Origin of the sequence: Streptomyces sp. XH2, assembly GCF_049725035.1 — a bacterium.
Lineage (GTDB): Bacteria > Actinomycetota > Actinomycetes > Streptomycetales > Streptomycetaceae > Streptomyces > Streptomyces roseoverticillatus.
Genome location: NZ_JBMMMZ010000006.1, coordinates 249,691 through 267,661, shown reverse-complemented (window position 1 = coordinate 267,661; position 17,971 = coordinate 249,691). Strand labels below are relative to the sequence as shown.

The window sequence follows — 17,971 nt, the reverse complement described above, 5'->3', positions numbered from 1 at the left end:
AGTCGCCGATGTGACGCACGCTTTCCTTGCGCTCTCCGTGCTGCCGGAGACGCGGAACTTTCGGGCCGGGCCGGCTCGGCATGGCATGGACTTTTCCTGTCCAGAAACGCCTACGCCCTCAGCGGCGGGCGCTTGTCAGCTCATCCATCCGGTGCGAGTGTGTGACGCGCAATCGAGCGGGCGAGCGTGAAATGCGAAACCGATTTCGCTTCGATGCGACGAAAGGCACCAGCGCGGCCCGCGGCCCGCCCTCCCCACACCAGTGGTGAGCTCCCCTGCGCAATTCCTCCGGCCGGTACGGCCCGTGCAGCAAAGGAGAGAGAGTCGTGACGACGGAAGAAGAGATGCCCGAGGTATTCCCCACCCCGCAGAACTCGCAAATCATCGACGTGCTGGTCACGTTCGACGCCTACACCATCGTCAAGAACTACCCGGCCTCCACCAACCCCGACAGGCCGACCGGGATCAGCAGCAGCCTCATCTACATGACCACGCGCCAGGACCGGATCATCGGTTACCCCGGCGCCGAGCTGAACCTCAAGGCCAACCCCCTCGACGTCATCAGGTGGCGCGAGTCGACGCTGTCGCTCAACACCGAGTACAGCGCCCTGCTGTACCGGTTCGTCCCCAAGAGCGGGGAAGAACTCATATCTCCCCCGGGCCCCCTGGTCGCCGAAGTCGTCGTCCCCTACCCCATGCGGAAGCCGCCGGAGTACAGCTTCGAGACCCAGGACATCAAGGGCCACCACTGGGGCACGACAGCCCTGGCGACCGGCACGGTCGTGTACGAGTTCTACTTCCAGCTCATCGACGGGTCCGGGAAGCGGATCGGCTACTACCGGTGGGACCCGAGGATCACCATCGTGAAGCGCGGTCAGTGAATCCCTTCCGTCCCGGGCCGCCGGGACGGAGGAGCCGGTAAGCGAGCGTTACGGCACCATGGCAGAGCCCCCCATGCCGTTCGGGTGGTGATTTCACTCAGCATCCCGCCGGCCGGGGGGCTCTGCCGACGGATTGCCCTGGCGTAAAGGAGACGGAGCCGTGGCAACGGAAGCAGACCTCGAAGAAGTACCCGCCCTGCAGGACAAACACGTCATCGACGCACTGGTCATGTTCGACACCCACACCATCGTCAGGAACTACCCGGCCTCCGGCAACCCCGACGAACCGACACGGGTCAGCAGCAGCCTCATCTCCGTACTGACCCGTCAGAACGGATTCACCGGCTCCCCCGGCGCCGATCTGACCATCAAGGCAGCCTCTCTCGACATCATCAAATGGCACGAGGCGGCGCTGTCGTTCAACGACGAATACAGCGCATTGCTGTACCGGTTCGTGCCGAGGAAGGGCGAGGAACTGATATCGCCGCCGAGGGGCCTGGTCAGCGACGCCGTCGTCCCCCATCCGGCCCCGAAGGACGGTGAGGCCGGCTACGCCCTCTCAACCGTCAAAAGCCATTTCTGGTACAGCGTCATAGAAGCGTACGGCCGGTCCGGCTACGAATTCGGCTTCCAGGTCATCAGCGGCAAGGACCGCGTGGGCTTCTACCGGTGGGATCCGAACATCACCATCGTGAAGCGCGGCATCTGATCGGCGGCCGTCGGAGCCACCGGCGGGCCCGCGCGGCCCGTCCGCCCGTACCACCAGGGAAGTCGGTGCCGCTCCAGGGGCGCCCCCGGGCCGGATCCGCTCTAGAATTTCAGGCAATCCCTGTTCATGCCCATCGCGCTGGGGGCCGTCGTGAGCGAATTCGCCGAGGCCGTGCGACGGCGCGTGCGGGAGGCGCGTGAGGCCCTTGCGGAGGCCGAGACCGACGGGGACGCCTACGGGGCCGCCGTCGCGGCCGGCGAGCTCGACGACGTCCTGCGCCTCGCCCGCCTGCACGGGGTCGACCCCGACGCGTGAGGAGGCCGCTCCGGCGTCAGAGGTCGTTGCCCGCGTACGACAGGTTGAAGCTCTTGTTGGCCAGGGGGAAGTCGGGGACGATCGTGTCCGCCAGCGCCACCGGCAGGGCGGGCCAGTTGAAGAAGGACGGGTCGACGGTCTTGACGCGGGTGAGCGTCTCGCCCGCGCCGAGCTCGACCCGCGTGGTGATCGTGCCCCGCCAGCCCTCCACGATGCCGACCCCGGCCCGGCGGGTGCTGCGGGCGAACAGCGGCGGCCAGGCGAGCGAGGTCCCCGTGGTCCGGCCCGCCTCCAGCCCGGCCGCGAGCCGCTCGGCGGTCGCCAGCGAGGCCTCGGCCTCCTCGGCCCGGACGAGGAAGCGGGCCAGGACGTCACCGGAGGTGTGGACGGGGATGGTCAGCGCTCCCCCGTGGTCGTGGAAGGGGTGGCTCGCCCGAGCGTCGGCGGACAGGCCGCTGGCGCGGGCGACGTAGCCGAGGCAGCCCAGGTCGCGGGCCGCGGTCACGTCGAGGCGGGCGGTGCCGGTGAAGCGATCGCGCACGGTGGTGTGGCCGAGGGCCAGGGTGACGATGTCGCGGATCTCCCGGCCCAGTTCGCGGAGCCGGGCCGGGCCGGGCACGGCGCGCAGCACGGAGCCGCCGGGCACGACGCCGCCGCGCAGCAGCCGGTGCCCGGTGACCTCCTGGTTCAGGCGCAGCAGGCGTTCGCGGACGTGCTGGGCGCGGGCGTGCAGGATGCCGTGGCCGACGTCGTTGCAGAGCGCGCCGAGGTCGGCGACGTGGTTGTGGAGGCGTTCGAGTTCGAGGAGGAGGGCGCGGGCGCGGCGGGCGTCGAGGGGGACGTGGGCACCCGTGGCCTCCTCCACGGCGAGGCAGTAGGCCAGTGCGTGGCCGACGGCGGTGTCGCCGCTGATGCGCTCGGCGAGCGGCAGGCCCTGGTCGGGGGTGCGGCCCTCGAAGAGCTTCTCGATGCCCTTGTGGACGAACCACAGCCGGGCCTTGAGCTTGATGATCGTCTCGCCGACGACGGAGAAGCGGAAGTGGCCGGGTTCGATGATGCCGGCGTGGACGGGGCCGACCGGGATCTCGTAGACGCCCTCCCCCTCGACCTCCAGGAAGGGGTAGGGGCCCTCGGGCTCGGCGAAGGGCGGGGGCGGGCCGGCGTCGGGGTGCATCGGGTACCAGCCGCGGGGCCAGTGGAAGTGGCGCACGAGGCGGTGCGGGAGCGGGTGGCCGAGGGGGACGATGCCGTGCAGGTCGCGCATCTCGCGCTCGAAGCGGCCGGCGGGGAAGGAGAGGTGGGCGAGGGTGGGGAGTTCGGGGGCCTTCGGGTCGAGACGGACGTGGAGTTCGGTGCGGGTGTCGGGCGGGCCGGAGACGAAGAGGTAGACGACGCGGACGGCCCGGCCGCCGGGTTCCTCGGCGCTGTCGTGGTGGGCGGCGACGAGGGCGAGGCGGTGGCCGCCGACCAGGAGGTCGGCGGCTCTGCCGGGCAGTTCGGCGGGGCCGATGTCGGTGACGGTGCGGTGCGCGGTGGCCGGTTGCATGGTCAGTGGCCTCCGATGATCTCGCCGGCTTCGGACAGCAGCGCGGTCAGCGGCCCGGTGGTGACGCCGAGGGCCGCGCAGGCGGCCAGGCCGGCGACCAGGGGGGCCGCGGCGTCGGCGCCCAGCGGTACGGGCTCCTCCTCGTCGTCCTCGCCCGGCGGCGGCCCCAGGAGCATCCGGGCGGTGCGGGCGGCCACGGCGGCGAAGGCCGCGAGCACCAGGACGAGGGCCGCGGCCAGGGCCCAGCGGGGGCCGGAGAGGAACCCCGCGCGCACGATGCCCAGTTCGGAGGCGAAGAGGCCGAACGGCGGGAGGCCGAGCAGGGCCACGACGGCCGCGCCGAAGGCGGTGCCGAGGCAGGGCGAGTGGGCGAGCAGTCCGCGGATCCTGCCGATGCGGGTCGTGCCGCACAGCCGCGCGATGTGGCCGGAGGCGCAGAACGCCACGGTCTTCGCGAGCCCGTGGCCCGCGACGTGCAGCAGGACGGCGGAGAGGGCGAGCGGGCTGCCCACGGCCGTGCCGAGGGCGATCAGGCTCATGTGCTCCATGCTGGAGTACGCGAGCATGCGCTTGCAGTCGCGCTGGGCCAGCAGGAGGGCCGCGGCCAGGGCGAGGGTGAGGACGGCGACGCCCGCGAGCAGGGTGCGGGTGAAGCCCGTGCCGAGGGCCGCGTCCGCGATCACCTTGTAGCGCAGGAGGCCCGCGAAGGCGACGGAGAGCAGGACGCCGGACATCAGGGCGGAGACGGGGGCGGGTGCCTGGCTGTGGGCGTCGGGCAGCCAGGCGTGCAGGGGCGCGAGGCCGGCCTTGGCGCCGAAGCCGAGGACGACGAGGCCGGTGGCCAGGCGGGTGACGGACGGGTCGAGCCGGTCGGCGTGCGCCCTGAGGGCCTGCCAGTCCAGGGCGTCCGCCTCGGGGATGCCGGCCTGGCGGGCCGCGTAGTAGAGGAGGACGGTGCCGAGGAAGGCCAGGGCGATGCCCGCCGAGCAGATCACCACGTATTTCCAGGCGGCTTCGACCGAGGCGCGGGTGCGCCGGTGGCCGACGAGGAAGGCGGTGACGATGGTGGTGGCTTCGATGGCGACCCACAGCACGCCGAGGTTGGCGGCGAGGACCGCGGCGCTCATGGCGGCGAGGAAGGCGTGGACGAGCAGGAGGTAGCGGCGGGCCGCGGGTTCGTCGGTGCGCTCGTGGGCGAGGTGGGCGGGGTTGGCTGCGCAGGCCAGGCAGGCGACGGCGCCGACGGTGAGGAGCATCCAGACGGTCAGCGCGTCGGCGCGCAGCAGCCGCCCGTAGGCGGTGACGGGCCCGCTGTCGGGAACGGTGCAGGCGAGGGCGGCCCCGCAGGTGAGGATCGCGAACGGGGAGACGAGCCCGAGCCGGCCGGTGAGCGGGCGCGGCACGGGTCCGCTGCGCGCGGCACGGAGCGCGCCCCAGGTGCGGGGTGACGCACCCGGCCCGGCGCCGGGGCCCCGGCCGGGGCGGGCGGGCCGTTCCAGGGCGGCGCCCGCTCCCCTGCCGGGGACGGCTCCGTCCGGGCCGGCACCAAGTCCCCTGCGGGTGCGCGCGGCTCCGTCCGGGCCGGCGGGGGTGGCGCCGGGGTGCTGCGGCCCGGCCGGTTCGCTGCCGAAGCGGGCGGACCCGCCGGGTTCGGTGCCGGCCCCGGCCGACCGGGCGGGACCCCCGTCGCCGAAGCCGTCGGCCGTCCCCGGCCTCGTACCGGGCCGGGCGGGCCCGCCGGGGCGCATACCCGGCGCGCCCGGTCCACGCGGCATGCCCTGTTCGCCGGGCGCGCCGTCGTAACGACCGGGCCCGGCGGGGAGGCAGTCGTTCCCACCCTGGGAACGGGCGGGGGCGGACGGGCCGGTGGCGGCGATGCCGGCGGAGCCCGCGACGCCTCCACCGGCACCGGCGCCGGAGCCCGTGACGGTCCGGCCGCGGTACGGCGGGCCGTCGGGGGCCGTGGCCGGTGCCGTGCCGTAGGTCGCGGGGCCGCGGCCCGGGCGGAGGACGAGGGTGGCCACGGGCGCCGCGGCGCCGCGCTGGCGCGGCGTGCGGTGCGCGAGCGCGGCGGCCCCGGCGCGTGCCTTCGCGTCGCGCAGGCCGGACGCGGCGTACGCGGCGGACGTGGCGAGCGGCACCACGATGGGCGCGGTCAGCAGCAGGGCGGTGGTGGCGTGCGTCATCAGTCGCGTAGCTCCCGCAGGTCGTCGATGCCGGTGCCGCCGAAGGCGGCCCGCATCCGGGTGGTGAGGATCTGCAGGACGAGAACGGCGAGGAGGACGTCGAAGGACACGCCGAGTTCGACGATCAGGGGGACTCCGGAGGCGGCGAGGAAGGCGGTGACGGTGATGCCGTTGTCCAGCAGCAGGAAGCCGACCACCTGGGCCAGCGCGCGGCGCCGGGTGACCAGGGTGAAGAAGCCGATGAGGACGACGGCGAGCCCGACGGGCAGGGCGCGCGTCGCGGGCGTGGGGTGCAGTTCGACCAGCGGCCGGGACACGGCGTAGGCGAGGAGGGTGAGGAGGGCCGCGCTCAGCAGGGACGCGGCGACGTTGACGAGGGGCCGCGTCTCGCGGCTCTCGCTGACGTCCTCCTCGTAGTGGGGATGGGAGCGGTGCGGCGCGCCGGCGGTCAGGGCGCGCAGCATGAGGCGCGGCAGGGCGCCGGCCCGCAGCAGGCCGATGCCGGCGGCCACGGCGAGCAGGCCGAGGCGGTCCTCGTGCAGGCCCAGGAGGGCGGCGACGGCGGCCAGGGCGACGCCCTGGAGGGCGAACACCTGGACGATCGAGGACAGTTGCCGCAGCCACAGGACGACGACGGCCGCGAGCAGGAACGCGCCGCACGCCAGGTCGAGCAGCTGGGTGTAGACGCTGTCGGTCATGTGTCCCTCACTCACTCTCCCGTGAGGAAGTAGGAGGCGGTCACCGCGAGGAGCGCCAGCAGGAAGGAGCCGGCCAGCAGCTCGGGCACGCGGAAGAGCCGCAGTTTGGCCCAGAACACCTCGGCCGCGGCGAGTGCCGCGCCGAGCAGGGCGACCTTCAGCGCGAGCAGGACGAGGGCGAGGACGAGGGCCGCCGGGGAGGCGGTCGTGGCGATGCCCCAGGGGGCGGACAGCGAGGCGAGCAGGCCGAGCAGGACGGTCAGCCGCATCTGGGAGCCGAGTTCGACGAGGGCGAGGTCGGGGCCGGCGTACTCCAGCACCATCGCCTCGTGGACCATCGTCAGTTCCAAGTGGGTGGCCGGGTTGTCCACCGGCAGCCGGCCGGTCTCGGCGAGGACGGCGACGGCCAGGGCGGCGGTGGACAGCAGCCCCGCCGGGGAGGCGAGGCGGACCGGGTCGTGGATGCCGCCGGAGACGATGGCCGACAGGTTCGTCGACCCCGCCGGTATCGACAGGGCGAACACCGCGAGGAGGATCGTCGGTTCGACGAGCGCGGCCACGGTCATCTCGCGCGAGGCCCCCATGCCGCCGAAGGCGGTTCCGGTGTCCAGGCCGGCCAGGGCGAGGGCGACCGTGCCGAGGGCGAGCAGCGCCACGACGAGGATGAGGTCGGCGCTGGCGCTGACGGGCGTGGCGGTCGAGGCCAGCGGGACGAGCGCCGCGACGACGGCCGTGGTGGCGACCAGCACCAGCGGCCCGAGCCGGAAGGCGGAACCGGTGCCGGCCGGGGTCACGGCCTCCTTGCGCAGCAGTTTGCGCAGGTCGCGCCAGGGCTGGGTGACGCCCGGCCCGACCCGGCCCTCCAGCAGCGCCCGTACCTGCCGCATCAGTCCGGCGAGCAGGGGTGCACCGGCGGCGACCAGGGCGACCTGGAGGGTCACCGCGGCCGTGCCGGTGGCGGTCATGGTGCCGTTCACGGCGTCTCCTCGTGCGCGGTGGCGCTCACCAGCCGACCGCCAGGGCCAGCAGGAGAGCGACGAGACCGAAGAACCCGTAGCCGAGATAGCGGTGCACGCTGCCGGGGGCCAGCCGGCGGGCGGCCCGGCCGAGGGCCTCGACGGCGGCCAGGACGGGCCGGTAGAGGCGGTGCTCGATCCGGTCGGGGACGCTGCGCCGGAAGCGCACGCGCTCCACGAGGTAGGCGGAGTCGCGCACCGGGGTGACGTCGACGTCCTGTTCGGGTTCCAGGACGTCGTCGAAGACGCGTTGCAGGGGCTCGGCGAAGGAGGTCGCCGTGTACGACATGCGGGGCGTGGGGGCGCCGCCGCCGCAGTCCCACAGCCGGGCGTTCGTGCGGCGCCCGCGGCGGGTGGTGAGGCGGATGAGGCCCGACGCGGCGACGACGCCCGCGACCAGGGCCGCCGTCACCCACAGGGGGGAGAGCGAGGCGGCGACCTGATCCAGCTTCAGTTCCAGGCCGCCGCCCGCCAGGGGCCGGCCGCCGTGGAGCCCGGCCGCGGCGACCGCTCGCGACAGGCTGTTGCCCAGGGTGCCGGGCACGAGCGCGAGGGCCGTGCAGCCGATGGCCAGCAGGCCCATGCCGACGTGCATCAGCGGCGGGCTCTCCTCCGCGGACGCGGCCCGCGCGCTGCGGGGCCGGGCGAAGAAGCCGACGCCGAGGGCCTTGACGAAGACGGCCGCCGCGAGCCCGGCCGACAGGGCGATGACGGCGACCGCGAGCGGCAGCACGATGGCCGTGGACACGCCGGGCACGGTCATGCCGTGGATCAGGGACTGCAGCAGCAGCCACTCGCTGAGGAAGCCGTTGCCCGGCGGGAGGGCGACCGCGGCCAGCGACGACACCGCGAAGAAGCCGGCCGTGGCCGGCATCCGCGCGCGCAGCCCGCCCATGCGGTCGAGGTCGCGCACGCCCGTGGCGCGCACCACGGAGCCGGCCGCGCAGAACAGCAGGGCCTTGAAGACGGCGTGGTTGGTGACGTGCAGCAGGGCCGCGGCCAGGGCGAGGGCGGCGGGGACGGGGTAGCCGGAGGAGGCGAACAGGCCCGCCGCGCCGACCCCGATGAGGACCAGGCCGAGGTTCTCCGACGTCGAGTACGCGAGCAGGCGCTTGATGTCCGACGCCATGGCCGCCTGCAGGATGCCGTAGACGGCGGACAGGGCGCCCGTCGCCAGGACGAGCAGCCATCCCCAGCGGGGCCCGCCGCCCAGCAGTTCGAAGTTCACGCGGATGATCCCGTACGCGCCCAGGTTCACCATCGCGGCACTCATCAGCGCCGAGACGTTGCTGGGCGCCTCGGGGTGGGCGCGCGGCAGCCACGGGTGCAGCGGCACCATGCCCGCCTTCGACGCGAACGCCGCCGCGACGAGGACGAAGACCGCGCCGCGCGCGCCCGGGGACATGCCGCTCGCCCCGGCCCGCAGCTGGGCGAAGGTCTCGCCGCCCGCGCCGGCCGCGAACAGGGACAGGCCCGCCAGCAGGAGGACGAGCCCGAAGTGCGTCATCACCGCGTACCAGACGCCGGCCTCGCGGACGGTGGAGCGCTCGCGCTGGTCCGCCAGGACGAGGACGAGCGACGTGACCGCCATCGCCTCCCACAGCAGCAGGAACGACGAAACGGAGGCGGCCGCCGGGACCAGGACCAGCGTCAGCGCGAACACCGGCAGGGCCGACTGGACGCCGCGCGAGGCGGGGCCGCGCGGCCCTCGCCCCGACGCGTAGCCGATGCCGTACACGGCGACCGCGAGCACCACGGCGCCGGCGACGGCCATGAACAGCCCCGACAGGGCGTCGACGGCCAAGTGCAGGCCGGCCGGCGGCAGCAGGCCGGGCAGGTACGCGGACCAGCGGGTGCCGCCCAGGGCCGCGACGCCGCCCGCGAGGCCCGCGCCGCCCAGCCCCGCCGTGCACAGGCCCACCGCGACGACCCGGACCCGGCCCGGCAGGAGCATGCCCGCCAGCACTCCCGCGCCGGCGAGGCCCGCGGCCACGACCGTCGCGGACTCGGCCGAGCTCATGCGGCCTGCCCCGCGGGGGTACGGCTACGGGTACGAGTACGGGTGCGGGTGCCTATCGAACGGCTCCCGGACGCGGGTCTTCCGCCACCCGCCCCCACAGCCGGCTCCCGGAGCGTCCCGTACGGGCTCACCGGCCGGTCACGACGCGCAGCGCCGCCACGATCCGCTCCGGCTCCGGCGGGCAGCCCGGCACCTGCAGGTCGACGGGGACGACGTCGCCGACCGCGCCCTCCACGCCGTGGCCGCCGGCGAACTCCCCGCAGCCGATCGCGCAGTCGCCCACGGCGACCACCAGGCGGGGGCGGGGCATGGCGGCGACGGTACGGCGCAGCGGCTCGGCCATGTTGCGGGTGACGGCGCCGGTCACGAGGGCCACGTCGGCGTGGCGGGGCGAGGCCACCAGGCGGGCCCCGTAGCGCTCGGCGTCGTACACCGGCCCGAAGGCCGCCGCGATCTCGATCTCGCAGCCGTTGCAGGAGCCGGCGTCGATGCAGCGCACGTGGGCCGATCCGGCCAGTTCCGCGGCGCCGGGCGGCGGGTCGCCGGCCGGGCGGGGCGGGGCGTCCTCGGCCACCCGGCCGGTCTCACGGATCTTGCGGAGCAGGCTCATGCGGGTTCCCTCACCTCGGCGTCGGCGTCCCTCACGAAGGTGTGGCGGCCGTCTCCCGCCGTCACAGCGCGGATTCGCGCCGAGAGACGGCCGCCGGTCGGAAGGGCCGCGACGGCCCGCGCGGACGGCGGTCGGTAGCCCGGTCTCCGGCGCCGCGCGGATTCCGCCGGCGCGGGGTCCGGGCCCGCCGGCGCTCCGGGTGGGATCGTCGTACGGCCTTCGGCAGCCCCGTTTTGCATGAGGACTGATCTGGCCGGGTCAACGGCTGCGGGGCCCGGGGGTCACGGGCGGGTCGCCCCGGGGCCGCGGTCTGTGACAGGGCGGACAACTGGGGCGGATGAGTCGAATCCCCTTGTCCCGTACGGGCGGGGGTTCGCGCGGGGCGCGCCTCTATGAAACCCGCCGCCACGGCGCTCAACCACCACCGGCCGGACCGGCGGTGCCGTCCACGCCTCAGGCCCGGCAGGCACCGCCGGACACCACGCCGGGCGGTTACTCGCCATCGCGGCGGAAGAAAGACGGCCAGCCCCCGCGGCGAGGAAAATCAGCCCGCCCACCGAACAACGCCGAGCCGCGCCCGCATACCCGCCGCCGCGGCGCTCAGCCCCCACCGGCCGGACCGGCGGTGCCGTCCACGCCTCAGGCCCGGCAGGCACCGCCGGACACCACGCCGGGCGGTCACTCGCCATCGCGGCGGGAGAAAGACGGCCTGCCGTCACGTAACCGGGGCCGGCGCCCACGGCGACGGAAGTCGGCCCGCTGCCGGACGGCGAGGGCCCGCGCCCTCGAAACCGGCCCCGCGCCGCGAAGTCAGCTCACCGGCTGGGCCGGGGCCAGTACGCGGGGGCGGTGCGCGCCCTCCGCCGTGCTCAGTGTCAAAGTCGCCAGCGCCTCCGGCGCGCCGTACTGGCCGCGGATGCCCGGGAAGGCGTTGACGTCCACGATGAGCGGCGCTCCGCCGACGTCGAGGAGGTCGACGCCGTACACGTCCAGGGCGAAGACCTCGCCGACGCGCCGGACGACGTCGAGCCAGCCCGCAGGCAGCCGGTCGGTGGGCAGGGACTCGGTGCCCGTGCCGGCAGGGGGCGCGAGTTCGGAGCGGCGGAGGCCGGCGAAGACGTGGTCGCCGACGACCCACAGCTTGTGGTCCCAGCCGTCGTTGGGGGTGAAGCGCTGCACGACGACGGGTTCGTCGCCCCACTCGGCCGCGAGCACGGCGAGCCGTACGGGGTCGTCGACGCGGGCCACCAGGTCGTGACGGCGGCTGTGCCGGCTTTTGATCACGACGGGGTAGGAGAGGTCGCCGCGGGCGGCCAGCCCCGCGAGGGAGGGCTCGGTGGCGGTGCCGACGAAGGGGAGGCCGGCCCGCAGGGCGACGTCGGCCATGGCGGTCCGGTCCTGGCACCGCGCGGTCGAGCCGGCCGAGTTCAGCACGGGCGCACCGCGCTCTTCGAGGCGGCGGGCGAAGGCGAGGGCACGGGGGGTGCGGGTCTTGAGCAGGTAGACGTCGGCGAGGTCGCCGGCCGCGGGGTCGGGGGCGGTCGCGGGGTCCAGCGCGACGACGTGGTGGCGGGGCGTCAGCAGGGCCGTGGCGGCGGCGAGCAGCGGGTGGTCGGGGGACGGCGTGAGCAGGCCTATCCTCATGCGTCGCCGCCCGTGGCACCGCCGAGGGGCAGCGCGGCGGAGGCGCCCGCCGCGGGCAGGTGCCGTTCGCCTCCCGCGTCGGCGAGCCGCAGGATCGCCCAGGCCACGCGGGCGACCGCGTCGGGGACCTGACGGAAGCTGGGGAAGTCGTTGACGTCGACGACGACGGGGCCGTCGGGCCCGAGGACGACGTCCACGCCGTACAGGTCGAGGCCGAAGACCTCGCCGACGCGGGCGGCGATCGCGGCCACCTCCGCGCCGAGCGGCACCTGCCGTTCGACGGCGGGCTGGTCGGGGTGGAGGGGGGAGCAGCGCTCGGTGGCGTAGAGCCGGCCGTCGACGCAGTACACCTTGAGGTCGGTGCCGGAGTTGGGTACGTAGGGCTGGGCGATGAGCATGCCGCCGTGGGGCGCCTCGTCGCGGGACGCCGGGTCCGTGAGCCGGTCCGGGGAGGGCACGAGGCGCACGGCGCGCCCGGAGCTGCCGTCGGCGGGCTTGACCACGAGCGGGTAGGCGGCCTCGGGGACCTCCGCGAACTCCTCGATGCGCAGGGCGGCGTAGGTGACGGGTACGGGCAGGCCGTGGCGCTCGGCGGTCACGGCGGCGAGCACCTTGTCGCGCACGCCGCGGATGGCGCGAGCGTCATTGATGGTGGTGAGGCCGGCGCCGGCCGCGGCTTCCAGCAGGGTGAGGCCGGGTCCGCCGGAGACGGTCTTGAGGACCCAGGCGTCGTGCCGGCCGGCGGCCACCGCGTCGGAGAGCCTGAGGAGCGAGCCGCCGGGCCTGAGCACGTCCACCCGGTGACCCCAGGACCTGAGTTGGCGGATGACGTCCACCGGCATGCCGTCGTGCCGGTACTGCTCCTCCACCAGGAAGCAGAGTCTCATTGGTGCATCCTCGTAATCCCCGGACATCCGCCGATCCCGTCCGGCAGAACTCATGACGGCTCAGGATGTCATGCGGGCAGGGCAGGGCATGACCTGGCCTGTCTCAATTCCGTAGCAGCCCGGCCGCACCGCGACCGTTTTTCTCCGGATACGACCGACTGATACCCCATCGGATACGGGCCGACCCCCGCAGAACGACGGACGGGGGCGGCTGCAGCAGGGCTACGCACCCCGGGACTTCATTGGCCGATACACCGGCTTCGCCCGTGACCGGGATCCTCCCGGGGACCTCCCGGGATCCCTGAGGAACTGCAATGGTTCAGGCAGAGATGGATGCTTCAGTGCCGGTTAGGGCGGGAAAGATAGCTACAGCCTGAATTATGCGGGCGGCGGGCGGACCTGCCGCGCGCCGCCCGCCGAACGGGATGACCGCCGATGCACGCGAACGCCGATCGCCTCTCCCCCACCGCGACGGTCCCGATGGCCGCCGTCGATGCGGAAGGAACCGTCACCCTGTGGAGCCCCGCGGCCCGGCACCTGCTCGGCCACGCGCCCGGCGAGGTCATCGGGCGCCCCGCCGCCGGGCTCCTCGCCGCGCCGCTGCCCGGCCCGGCCCTGCGGGCCCTCACCCGCTCGGCCCCCTGGAGCGGCGTGCTCACAGCGCGCCACCGTGACGGCGGCACGGTGCGGGTGACCGTACGGGCACACCCCTGTCCGGAGGGCGACGGCCGCGTGCAGTGGGTGCTCCTCGGGGCGGCGCCGGAGGAGGCGGGCGCCGCCGGGCCGCACGCCGAGCCCGACGCCGTGCTCGCGGACGCGGCCCGCAAGGACGCGGCGCTCAAGGAGTGGGCGTACGTCCAGTCCCCCGTCGCCACCGCCGTCTACGACCGCGACCTGCGGCTGACCGGCGCCAACGGCGAGATGCTGCGCCTGTCCGGCCGCCCCGAGGAGGCCATGCTGGGCCTGCAGCTGACCGATATCTTCCCGGGCTCCCCCTTCGACGAGTTCGGCCGGCTCATGGCCGAGGTGCTGCGCACCGGGGAGGCGCTGCGCACGGACACCTTCTTCCGGGCGCCCGGGCAGGCCCGGGAGCGGGCCTGGGCGACGTTCTTCACTCCGCTCAAGGACGGCTGCGGCCGCGTCCAGGGCGTGTCGATAGCGGCCATCGACCGCACCGAGCCGCACCGCGCCCGCGAGCGGCTGGCCTGGGTCAACGATGCGGGCGCCCGCATCGGGACCACCCTGGACGTCGGGCGCACCGCCGAGGAACTCGCAGGCGTCACCGCCGGCGGCTTCGCCGACCTCGTCACCGTCGACCTGCTCGACGCCGTCCTGCACAGCGGCGACCCGGCCGGTGCGGCCCCCGACGGCGGTGGGCAGCCGGAGGGGGCCGTCCTGCGCCGGGCCGCCACCGGTGGCCACGACGGCCTCCCCGCGGGCCCCCCGGGCACGTTCTCGTACGCGCGGCGCTCCCCGCCCGCCGAGGCCCTCGCCTCCGGCCGCGCCTCAGTACACCGGGCGGACGCGCCGACGATCGCCGCGTGGTCGTACGGCACCGGCACCGCCCCTCCCGGCGGAACGGTCACCGGTGGCGATCAGGCCCACCACGACGGCCCCGGCCTCCGGGGCAGCCCGGAACACTCCGCCGGGCCAGGGGCACGCAACGGCCCGGGCCCCGCCGGCGGACCGGTCGCCGGCGACGGGCCGGCCCACCACGACGGCCCCGGCCTACCGGGCGGCCCGGGTCACTGCGGTGAGCCGGGTCCCGGCGGAGCGCACTCCGTGCTCGTCGTCCCGCTCCGCGCCCGCGGCACGACGCTCGGCGTCGCCCTGTTCGTCCGACACCCGGGCACCGAGCCGTTCGACGCCGACGATCTGCTGCTCGCCGAGGAGATCACGGCCCGTGCGGGCGTGTGCGTCGACAACGCCCGCCGGTACGCCGCGGAGCGCTCGGTCGCCCTGACGCTGCAGCGCAGCCTGCTGCCGGGGCGGCTGCCCGAGCAGACGGCGGTGGAGGTCACCTCGCGCTATCTGCCCGCGGGCGCCCAGGCGGGCGTCGGCGGTGACTGGTTCGACGTCATCCCGCTGTCCGGCGCCCGCGTGGCGCTCGTCGTCGGCGACGTCGTCGGCCACGGGCTGCAGGCGTCGGCGGTCATGGGCCGGCTGCGGGCGGCCGTGCGCACCCTCGCCGACCTCGACCTGCCGCCCGACGAGCTGCTCACCCACCTCGACGACCTGGTGGTCCAGCTGGCCCAGGACGAGGCCGCGGAGGGGACGCCGGGCACCGTCCGGGAGACGGGCGCGACCTGTCTGTACGTCGTCTACGACCCGGTGTCGCGCTCCTGCGTCCTCGCCCGGGCGGGCCATCCGGCACCGGTGCTCGTGACGCCGGGCGGCACGGCCCGCTTCCTCGACATCCCGGGCGGGCCGCCGCTCGGTCTGGGCGGGCTGCCCTTCGAGTCCGCCGAGCTGCAGCTGCCGGAGGGCAGCCTCCTCGCGCTGTACACCGACGGGCTGGTCGAGGGCCACGACCACGACATCGGCGCGGGCCTGGACGGGCTGCGCGCGGCGCTGTCGGGGCCGGCCGCGCCCCTGGAGCAGACCTGCGACGCCGTCCTGGACGCGCTCCTGCCGCGCAGGCCCGAGCGGCCCACGGACGACATCGCCCTGCTCCTGGCCCGGACGCGGGCGCTGGACGCCTCGCAGGTGCGCAGCTGGGACCTGCCGGCCGAGCGGTCGACGGTCGCCGACGCGCGGAAGTTCGCGTCGGAGCAGCTGGCGGCCTGGGGGCTGGAGGAGCTGGGGTTCACCACCGAACTGGTCGTCAGCGAGCTCGTGACCAACGCCGTCCGGCACGCTTACGCGCCCATCCGGCTGCGGCTCATCCGCGAGCGGTCCTCGCTGATCTGCGAGGTGTCGGACGCGAGCAGCACGTCGCCGCGGATGCGCCGGGCCCGGGTGACGGACGAGGGCGGCCGGGGCCTGCTGCTGGTGGCGCAGCTGACGGAGCGGTGGGGAACGCGGTTCACCGCGGACGGCAAGACGATCTGGGCCGAGCAGCCGCTGGCCGCGGCCGGCTGAGCGCCGGGGCGGCCCGCGGCCGGCGGCCCGTCAGCGTCCCTCAGCGTTCCTTCTGACAGACCTGCACTTTCGCCAGGTGGTCGGCGATGACGGGTCTCGCCATGCGGGCCGCCTCGCGCACCTCGGCGTTCTTCCCCTTGGCGATCTCGTCGTCGAGGAGTTCGAGCGCCTGGACGTGCCCGGCTTCGGCGGCCTTGAGCCAGAGCGTGTCGTACTCCCGTTTGTGCGCCTTCTTGCGCATGTCCCGCAGCGACCTGCGCTGCTCGGTCGTCTCCTTGCCGGGCAGGGTCACCTTCAGGCGGCGGGCCAGGTCCCTGAGCTCCTTGTCCATCTTGGCGTGGTCCTTGACGAGCGTCTCGGCCGTCTTCTTGACGCACGGCATGACGGCGTTCTTCGCGGCGTCCCGGCTCATGGCGATCTCCGCCAGGCCTGCCTGGTGGGCCGTCTTCAGGAAGGCTCCGTCGGTCTCCGCCCGCGTCGCCGTCTTCTTCGCGTGCTGCTTCGCCGGCTTCTTCCCGGGCTTCGTCTCGGGCTTCTTCTCCGCCGTGTACGCCGCCGTGTACTCCGTCTTCTTGTCCATCTCCTCGTCCTTGTCGCAGGCGAGCGCGGCGCCTGCCGGCGCCGTCGCCAGGACGAGGGCTGCCGCTGCGGCCGTGAACCGGTGTCCCATACGCATCCTGCACACTCCATTCGTTCGGTGACGCCCCTACGGGCTGATGCCTGCCCGGGTGCCGGGCGTGCCGCATCCGCCCGGCCGTCACTCCCCCTCCAATGGAGCACCGGAAAGCTGTCGGTGCGTCAGGTGCAGCGGGTCCGGTCGGCCGGCAGCCTCCCGTCCAGGAGGAACGCGTCGACCTTCTCGTTGACGCAGTCGGCGTCCGAGGAGCCGTAGACGCCATGCCCGCCGCCCGTGTCCGTCATGGTCACCGCCGACGGGCCGAGGGCCCGCGCCATGCGGCGCAGCCACGCCACGGGGGTCGCGGGGTCGAACTCGGGGGTGTGCAGGAGGATCTTCGGGGCGCGGGGGGCGGCGACGTCGTGGGCGCCGTCGTCCCCGGCCTGCGGCCATCCGGTGCACGCGGCCATGCCGGCGGCCAGGGCGGGGCCGAAGACGGGGGACGCCTCGGTGAAGTCGTCGTAGGCGGCCGCGACCTGGTCGGCGGTGTAACGGCTCCTGGTGTCGGCGCAGTTGACGGCCGCCGTCACGGAACCGGCGCCGGCGCGGTCGCCGGCGTCCTTGCCCCCGGCGCGGGCGACGGCTTCCCGGGCCATGTGCGCGGCCTCCCCGGGCCGCAGCCGGTGGACGATGGCCGCGAGGAGGTTGGGGGCCTCGGGGAGGCCCTCGCGGGACCGCAGGAGGCCCATGGTCTGCGTGACCGCGGCGTCCCGGTCGAGGGTGGTGCCGTTCACCCAGGGCAGCGGGTGCTCGTCGAGGCGGTTGAAGGCCGCGGTGACGGTCTCCATGGCGCGGTCGGTGTCGGAGCCGAGGATGCAGTCCTCGTCGCCGCGCCGGGTGCAGATCTCCACCGCGTGGCGCAGGGCCTTCTGGTAGGAGGCGGTGCGGGCGAGGGCGTTCCTGCGCAGGTCGGGCGCCGGGTCGTCGACGCTGTCCATGACCATGCGGCCGACCTTGTGCGGGTAGCGGTGGGCGTAGGCGGCGCCGAGCCGGGTGCCTTGCGCGTAGCCGAGGTAGTTCAGCCTGTCCTCGCCGAGGGCGGCGCGCAGCACGTCCAGGTCCTTGGCGGCGTGGACGGTGCCGAGGTAGGGCAGGACGGGCCCGGTGCGCTTGGCGCAGTCGTGCAGGGCCTTGGCCCGGTCGTCGATGCGGTCGGCGAGTTCGGCGGTCTCGCCTGCGCCGTCCGCGTCGTCGTCCCGGCCGCGGGCGGCGTCCGGGAGGCCGTCGCCGGTGCCGCAGCGGACCGGGGAGCTGGCGCCGGTGCCGCGCGGGTCGAAGGCGACGAGGTCGTAGCGGGCGGCGGCCTTGGCGAAGCCGTCGGGGCCGCGGGCGCCGAGCTGCCCGAGCCCGGACGCGCCCGTCCCGCCGAAGCCGACGACGAGGGAGCCGAGGCGGTGGTCCCGGTCCGCGGCGCGGTAGCGCATCAGGGCGAGCCGCAGCTCGCCCTTGGCGGGGTCGTCGTAGCTGTGGGGGACGGTGAGGCGGGCGCACTCGGCCGTGCGGCCGGCGTTGCGCGTCTCGTCCCTGACCGTCCTGTCCTGTTCCCGGGAGCAGGGTTCCCAGGAGATCTCCTGGTCGTAATAGCGGGTCAGATCCGGCCGGCCTGCCGCCTCGTCACGGCTCGCGCAGCCGGTGAGACCGCATGCCAGCAGGGTGGCGGCGAGGGGGAGGGAGAGGGAGGGTGCGAGTACGGACCTCATGC

At 74.8% G+C, this 17,971-nt stretch carries 14 protein-coding genes; 4 read left to right on the top strand and 10 right to left on the bottom strand.

Annotated elements, in window-relative coordinates; translation table 11 throughout:
- Nucleotides 1-326 precede the first annotated feature (326 nt).
- The 3 genes from ACOTKD_RS14450 to ACOTKD_RS14440 all read left to right on the top strand — a co-directional run bounded on the left by ACOTKD_RS14450 (nt 327) and on the right by ACOTKD_RS14440 (nt 1,905).
- Nucleotides 327-881: an inclusion body family protein gene (locus ACOTKD_RS14450; protein ID WP_424889331.1), complete on the top strand. Its 555-nt coding sequence runs from the start codon at nt 327-329 to the stop codon at nt 879-881.
- 160 nt (nt 882-1,041) lie between these two features.
- On the top strand, nt 1,042-1,590 hold the full coding sequence (locus ACOTKD_RS14445) for an AidA/PixA family protein (protein WP_424889330.1): 549 nt from the start codon (nt 1,042-1,044) through the stop codon (nt 1,588-1,590).
- Nucleotides 1,591-1,716: 126 nt separating this feature from the next.
- Entirely contained in the window at nt 1,717-1,905 is a 189-nt protein-coding gene (locus ACOTKD_RS14440; protein ID WP_424889329.1) for a hypothetical protein, read from the top strand.
- Nucleotides 1,906-1,921: 16 nt separating this feature from the next.
- On the opposite strand, the gene ACOTKD_RS14435 is transcribed toward ACOTKD_RS14440, so the two are convergent.
- The 8 genes from ACOTKD_RS14435 to ACOTKD_RS14400 all read right to left on the bottom strand — a co-directional run bounded on the left by ACOTKD_RS14435 (nt 1,922) and on the right by ACOTKD_RS14400 (nt 12,512).
- Nucleotides 1,922-3,451, bottom strand: a complete 1,530-nt coding sequence (locus ACOTKD_RS14435) for an NADH-quinone oxidoreductase subunit C (RefSeq protein ID WP_424889328.1) — start codon at nt 3,449-3,451, stop codon at nt 1,922-1,924.
- 2 nt (nt 3,452-3,453) lie between these two features.
- Nucleotides 3,454-5,637, bottom strand: coding sequence for a proton-conducting transporter membrane subunit (locus tag ACOTKD_RS14430; RefSeq protein WP_424889327.1), 2,184 nt, complete (start codon nt 5,635-5,637; stop codon nt 3,454-3,456).
- Entirely contained in the window at nt 5,637-6,335 is a 699-nt protein-coding gene (locus tag ACOTKD_RS14425; RefSeq protein WP_424889326.1) for a hypothetical protein, read from the bottom strand. The genes ACOTKD_RS14430 and ACOTKD_RS14425 overlap by 1 nt, the downstream gene beginning before the upstream one ends.
- Before the next feature lie 11 nt (nt 6,336-6,346).
- Nucleotides 6,347-7,312: a respiratory chain complex I subunit 1 family protein gene (locus ACOTKD_RS14420; protein ID WP_424889325.1), complete on the bottom strand. Its 966-nt coding sequence runs from the start codon at nt 7,310-7,312 to the stop codon at nt 6,347-6,349.
- A 25-nt stretch (nt 7,313-7,337) separates the two neighbouring features.
- The gene (locus ACOTKD_RS14415) at nt 7,338-9,371 is read right to left on the bottom strand and encodes a proton-conducting transporter membrane subunit (RefSeq protein WP_424889324.1); all 2,034 of its coding nucleotides are present in this window, start codon (nt 9,369-9,371) and stop codon (nt 7,338-7,340) included.
- Between the two features lie 127 nt (nt 9,372-9,498).
- Nucleotides 9,499-9,981: an NADH-quinone oxidoreductase subunit B family protein gene (locus ACOTKD_RS14410; protein WP_424889323.1), complete on the bottom strand. Its 483-nt coding sequence runs from the start codon at nt 9,979-9,981 to the stop codon at nt 9,499-9,501.
- An 810-nt stretch (nt 9,982-10,791) separates the two neighbouring features.
- Nucleotides 10,792-11,625 carry an ATP-grasp domain-containing protein gene (locus ACOTKD_RS14405; RefSeq protein WP_424889322.1) on the bottom strand — a complete coding sequence of 278 codons (834 nt, stop codon included), beginning with the start codon at nt 11,623-11,625 and terminating at the stop codon, nt 10,792-10,794.
- The gene (locus ACOTKD_RS14400; protein WP_424889321.1) at nt 11,622-12,512 is read right to left on the bottom strand and encodes an ATP-grasp domain-containing protein; all 891 of its coding nucleotides are present in this window, start codon (nt 12,510-12,512) and stop codon (nt 11,622-11,624) included. Before ACOTKD_RS14400 ends, ACOTKD_RS14405 begins: the two co-directional genes overlap by 4 nt.
- Before the next feature lie 435 nt (nt 12,513-12,947).
- Between ACOTKD_RS14400 and ACOTKD_RS14395 the strand changes: the two genes are divergently transcribed.
- Nucleotides 12,948-15,593: a SpoIIE family protein phosphatase gene (locus ACOTKD_RS14395; RefSeq protein WP_424889320.1), complete on the top strand. Its 2,646-nt coding sequence runs from the start codon at nt 12,948-12,950 to the stop codon at nt 15,591-15,593.
- Nucleotides 15,594-15,633: 40 nt separating this feature from the next.
- Here ACOTKD_RS14395 and ACOTKD_RS14390 read toward each other — a convergent pair whose 3' ends face one another.
- Nucleotides 15,634-16,269 (bottom strand): DUF4142 domain-containing protein, encoded by a 636-nt coding sequence (locus ACOTKD_RS14390; RefSeq protein WP_424889319.1) that lies wholly within the window; start codon nt 16,267-16,269, stop codon nt 15,634-15,636.
- 122 nt (nt 16,270-16,391) lie between these two features.
- Nucleotides 16,392-17,969 carry an alpha/beta hydrolase gene (locus tag ACOTKD_RS14385; RefSeq protein ID WP_424889318.1) on the bottom strand — a complete coding sequence of 526 codons (1,578 nt, stop codon included), beginning with the start codon at nt 17,967-17,969 and terminating at the stop codon, nt 16,392-16,394.
- Nucleotides 17,970-17,971 lie beyond the last annotated feature (2 nt).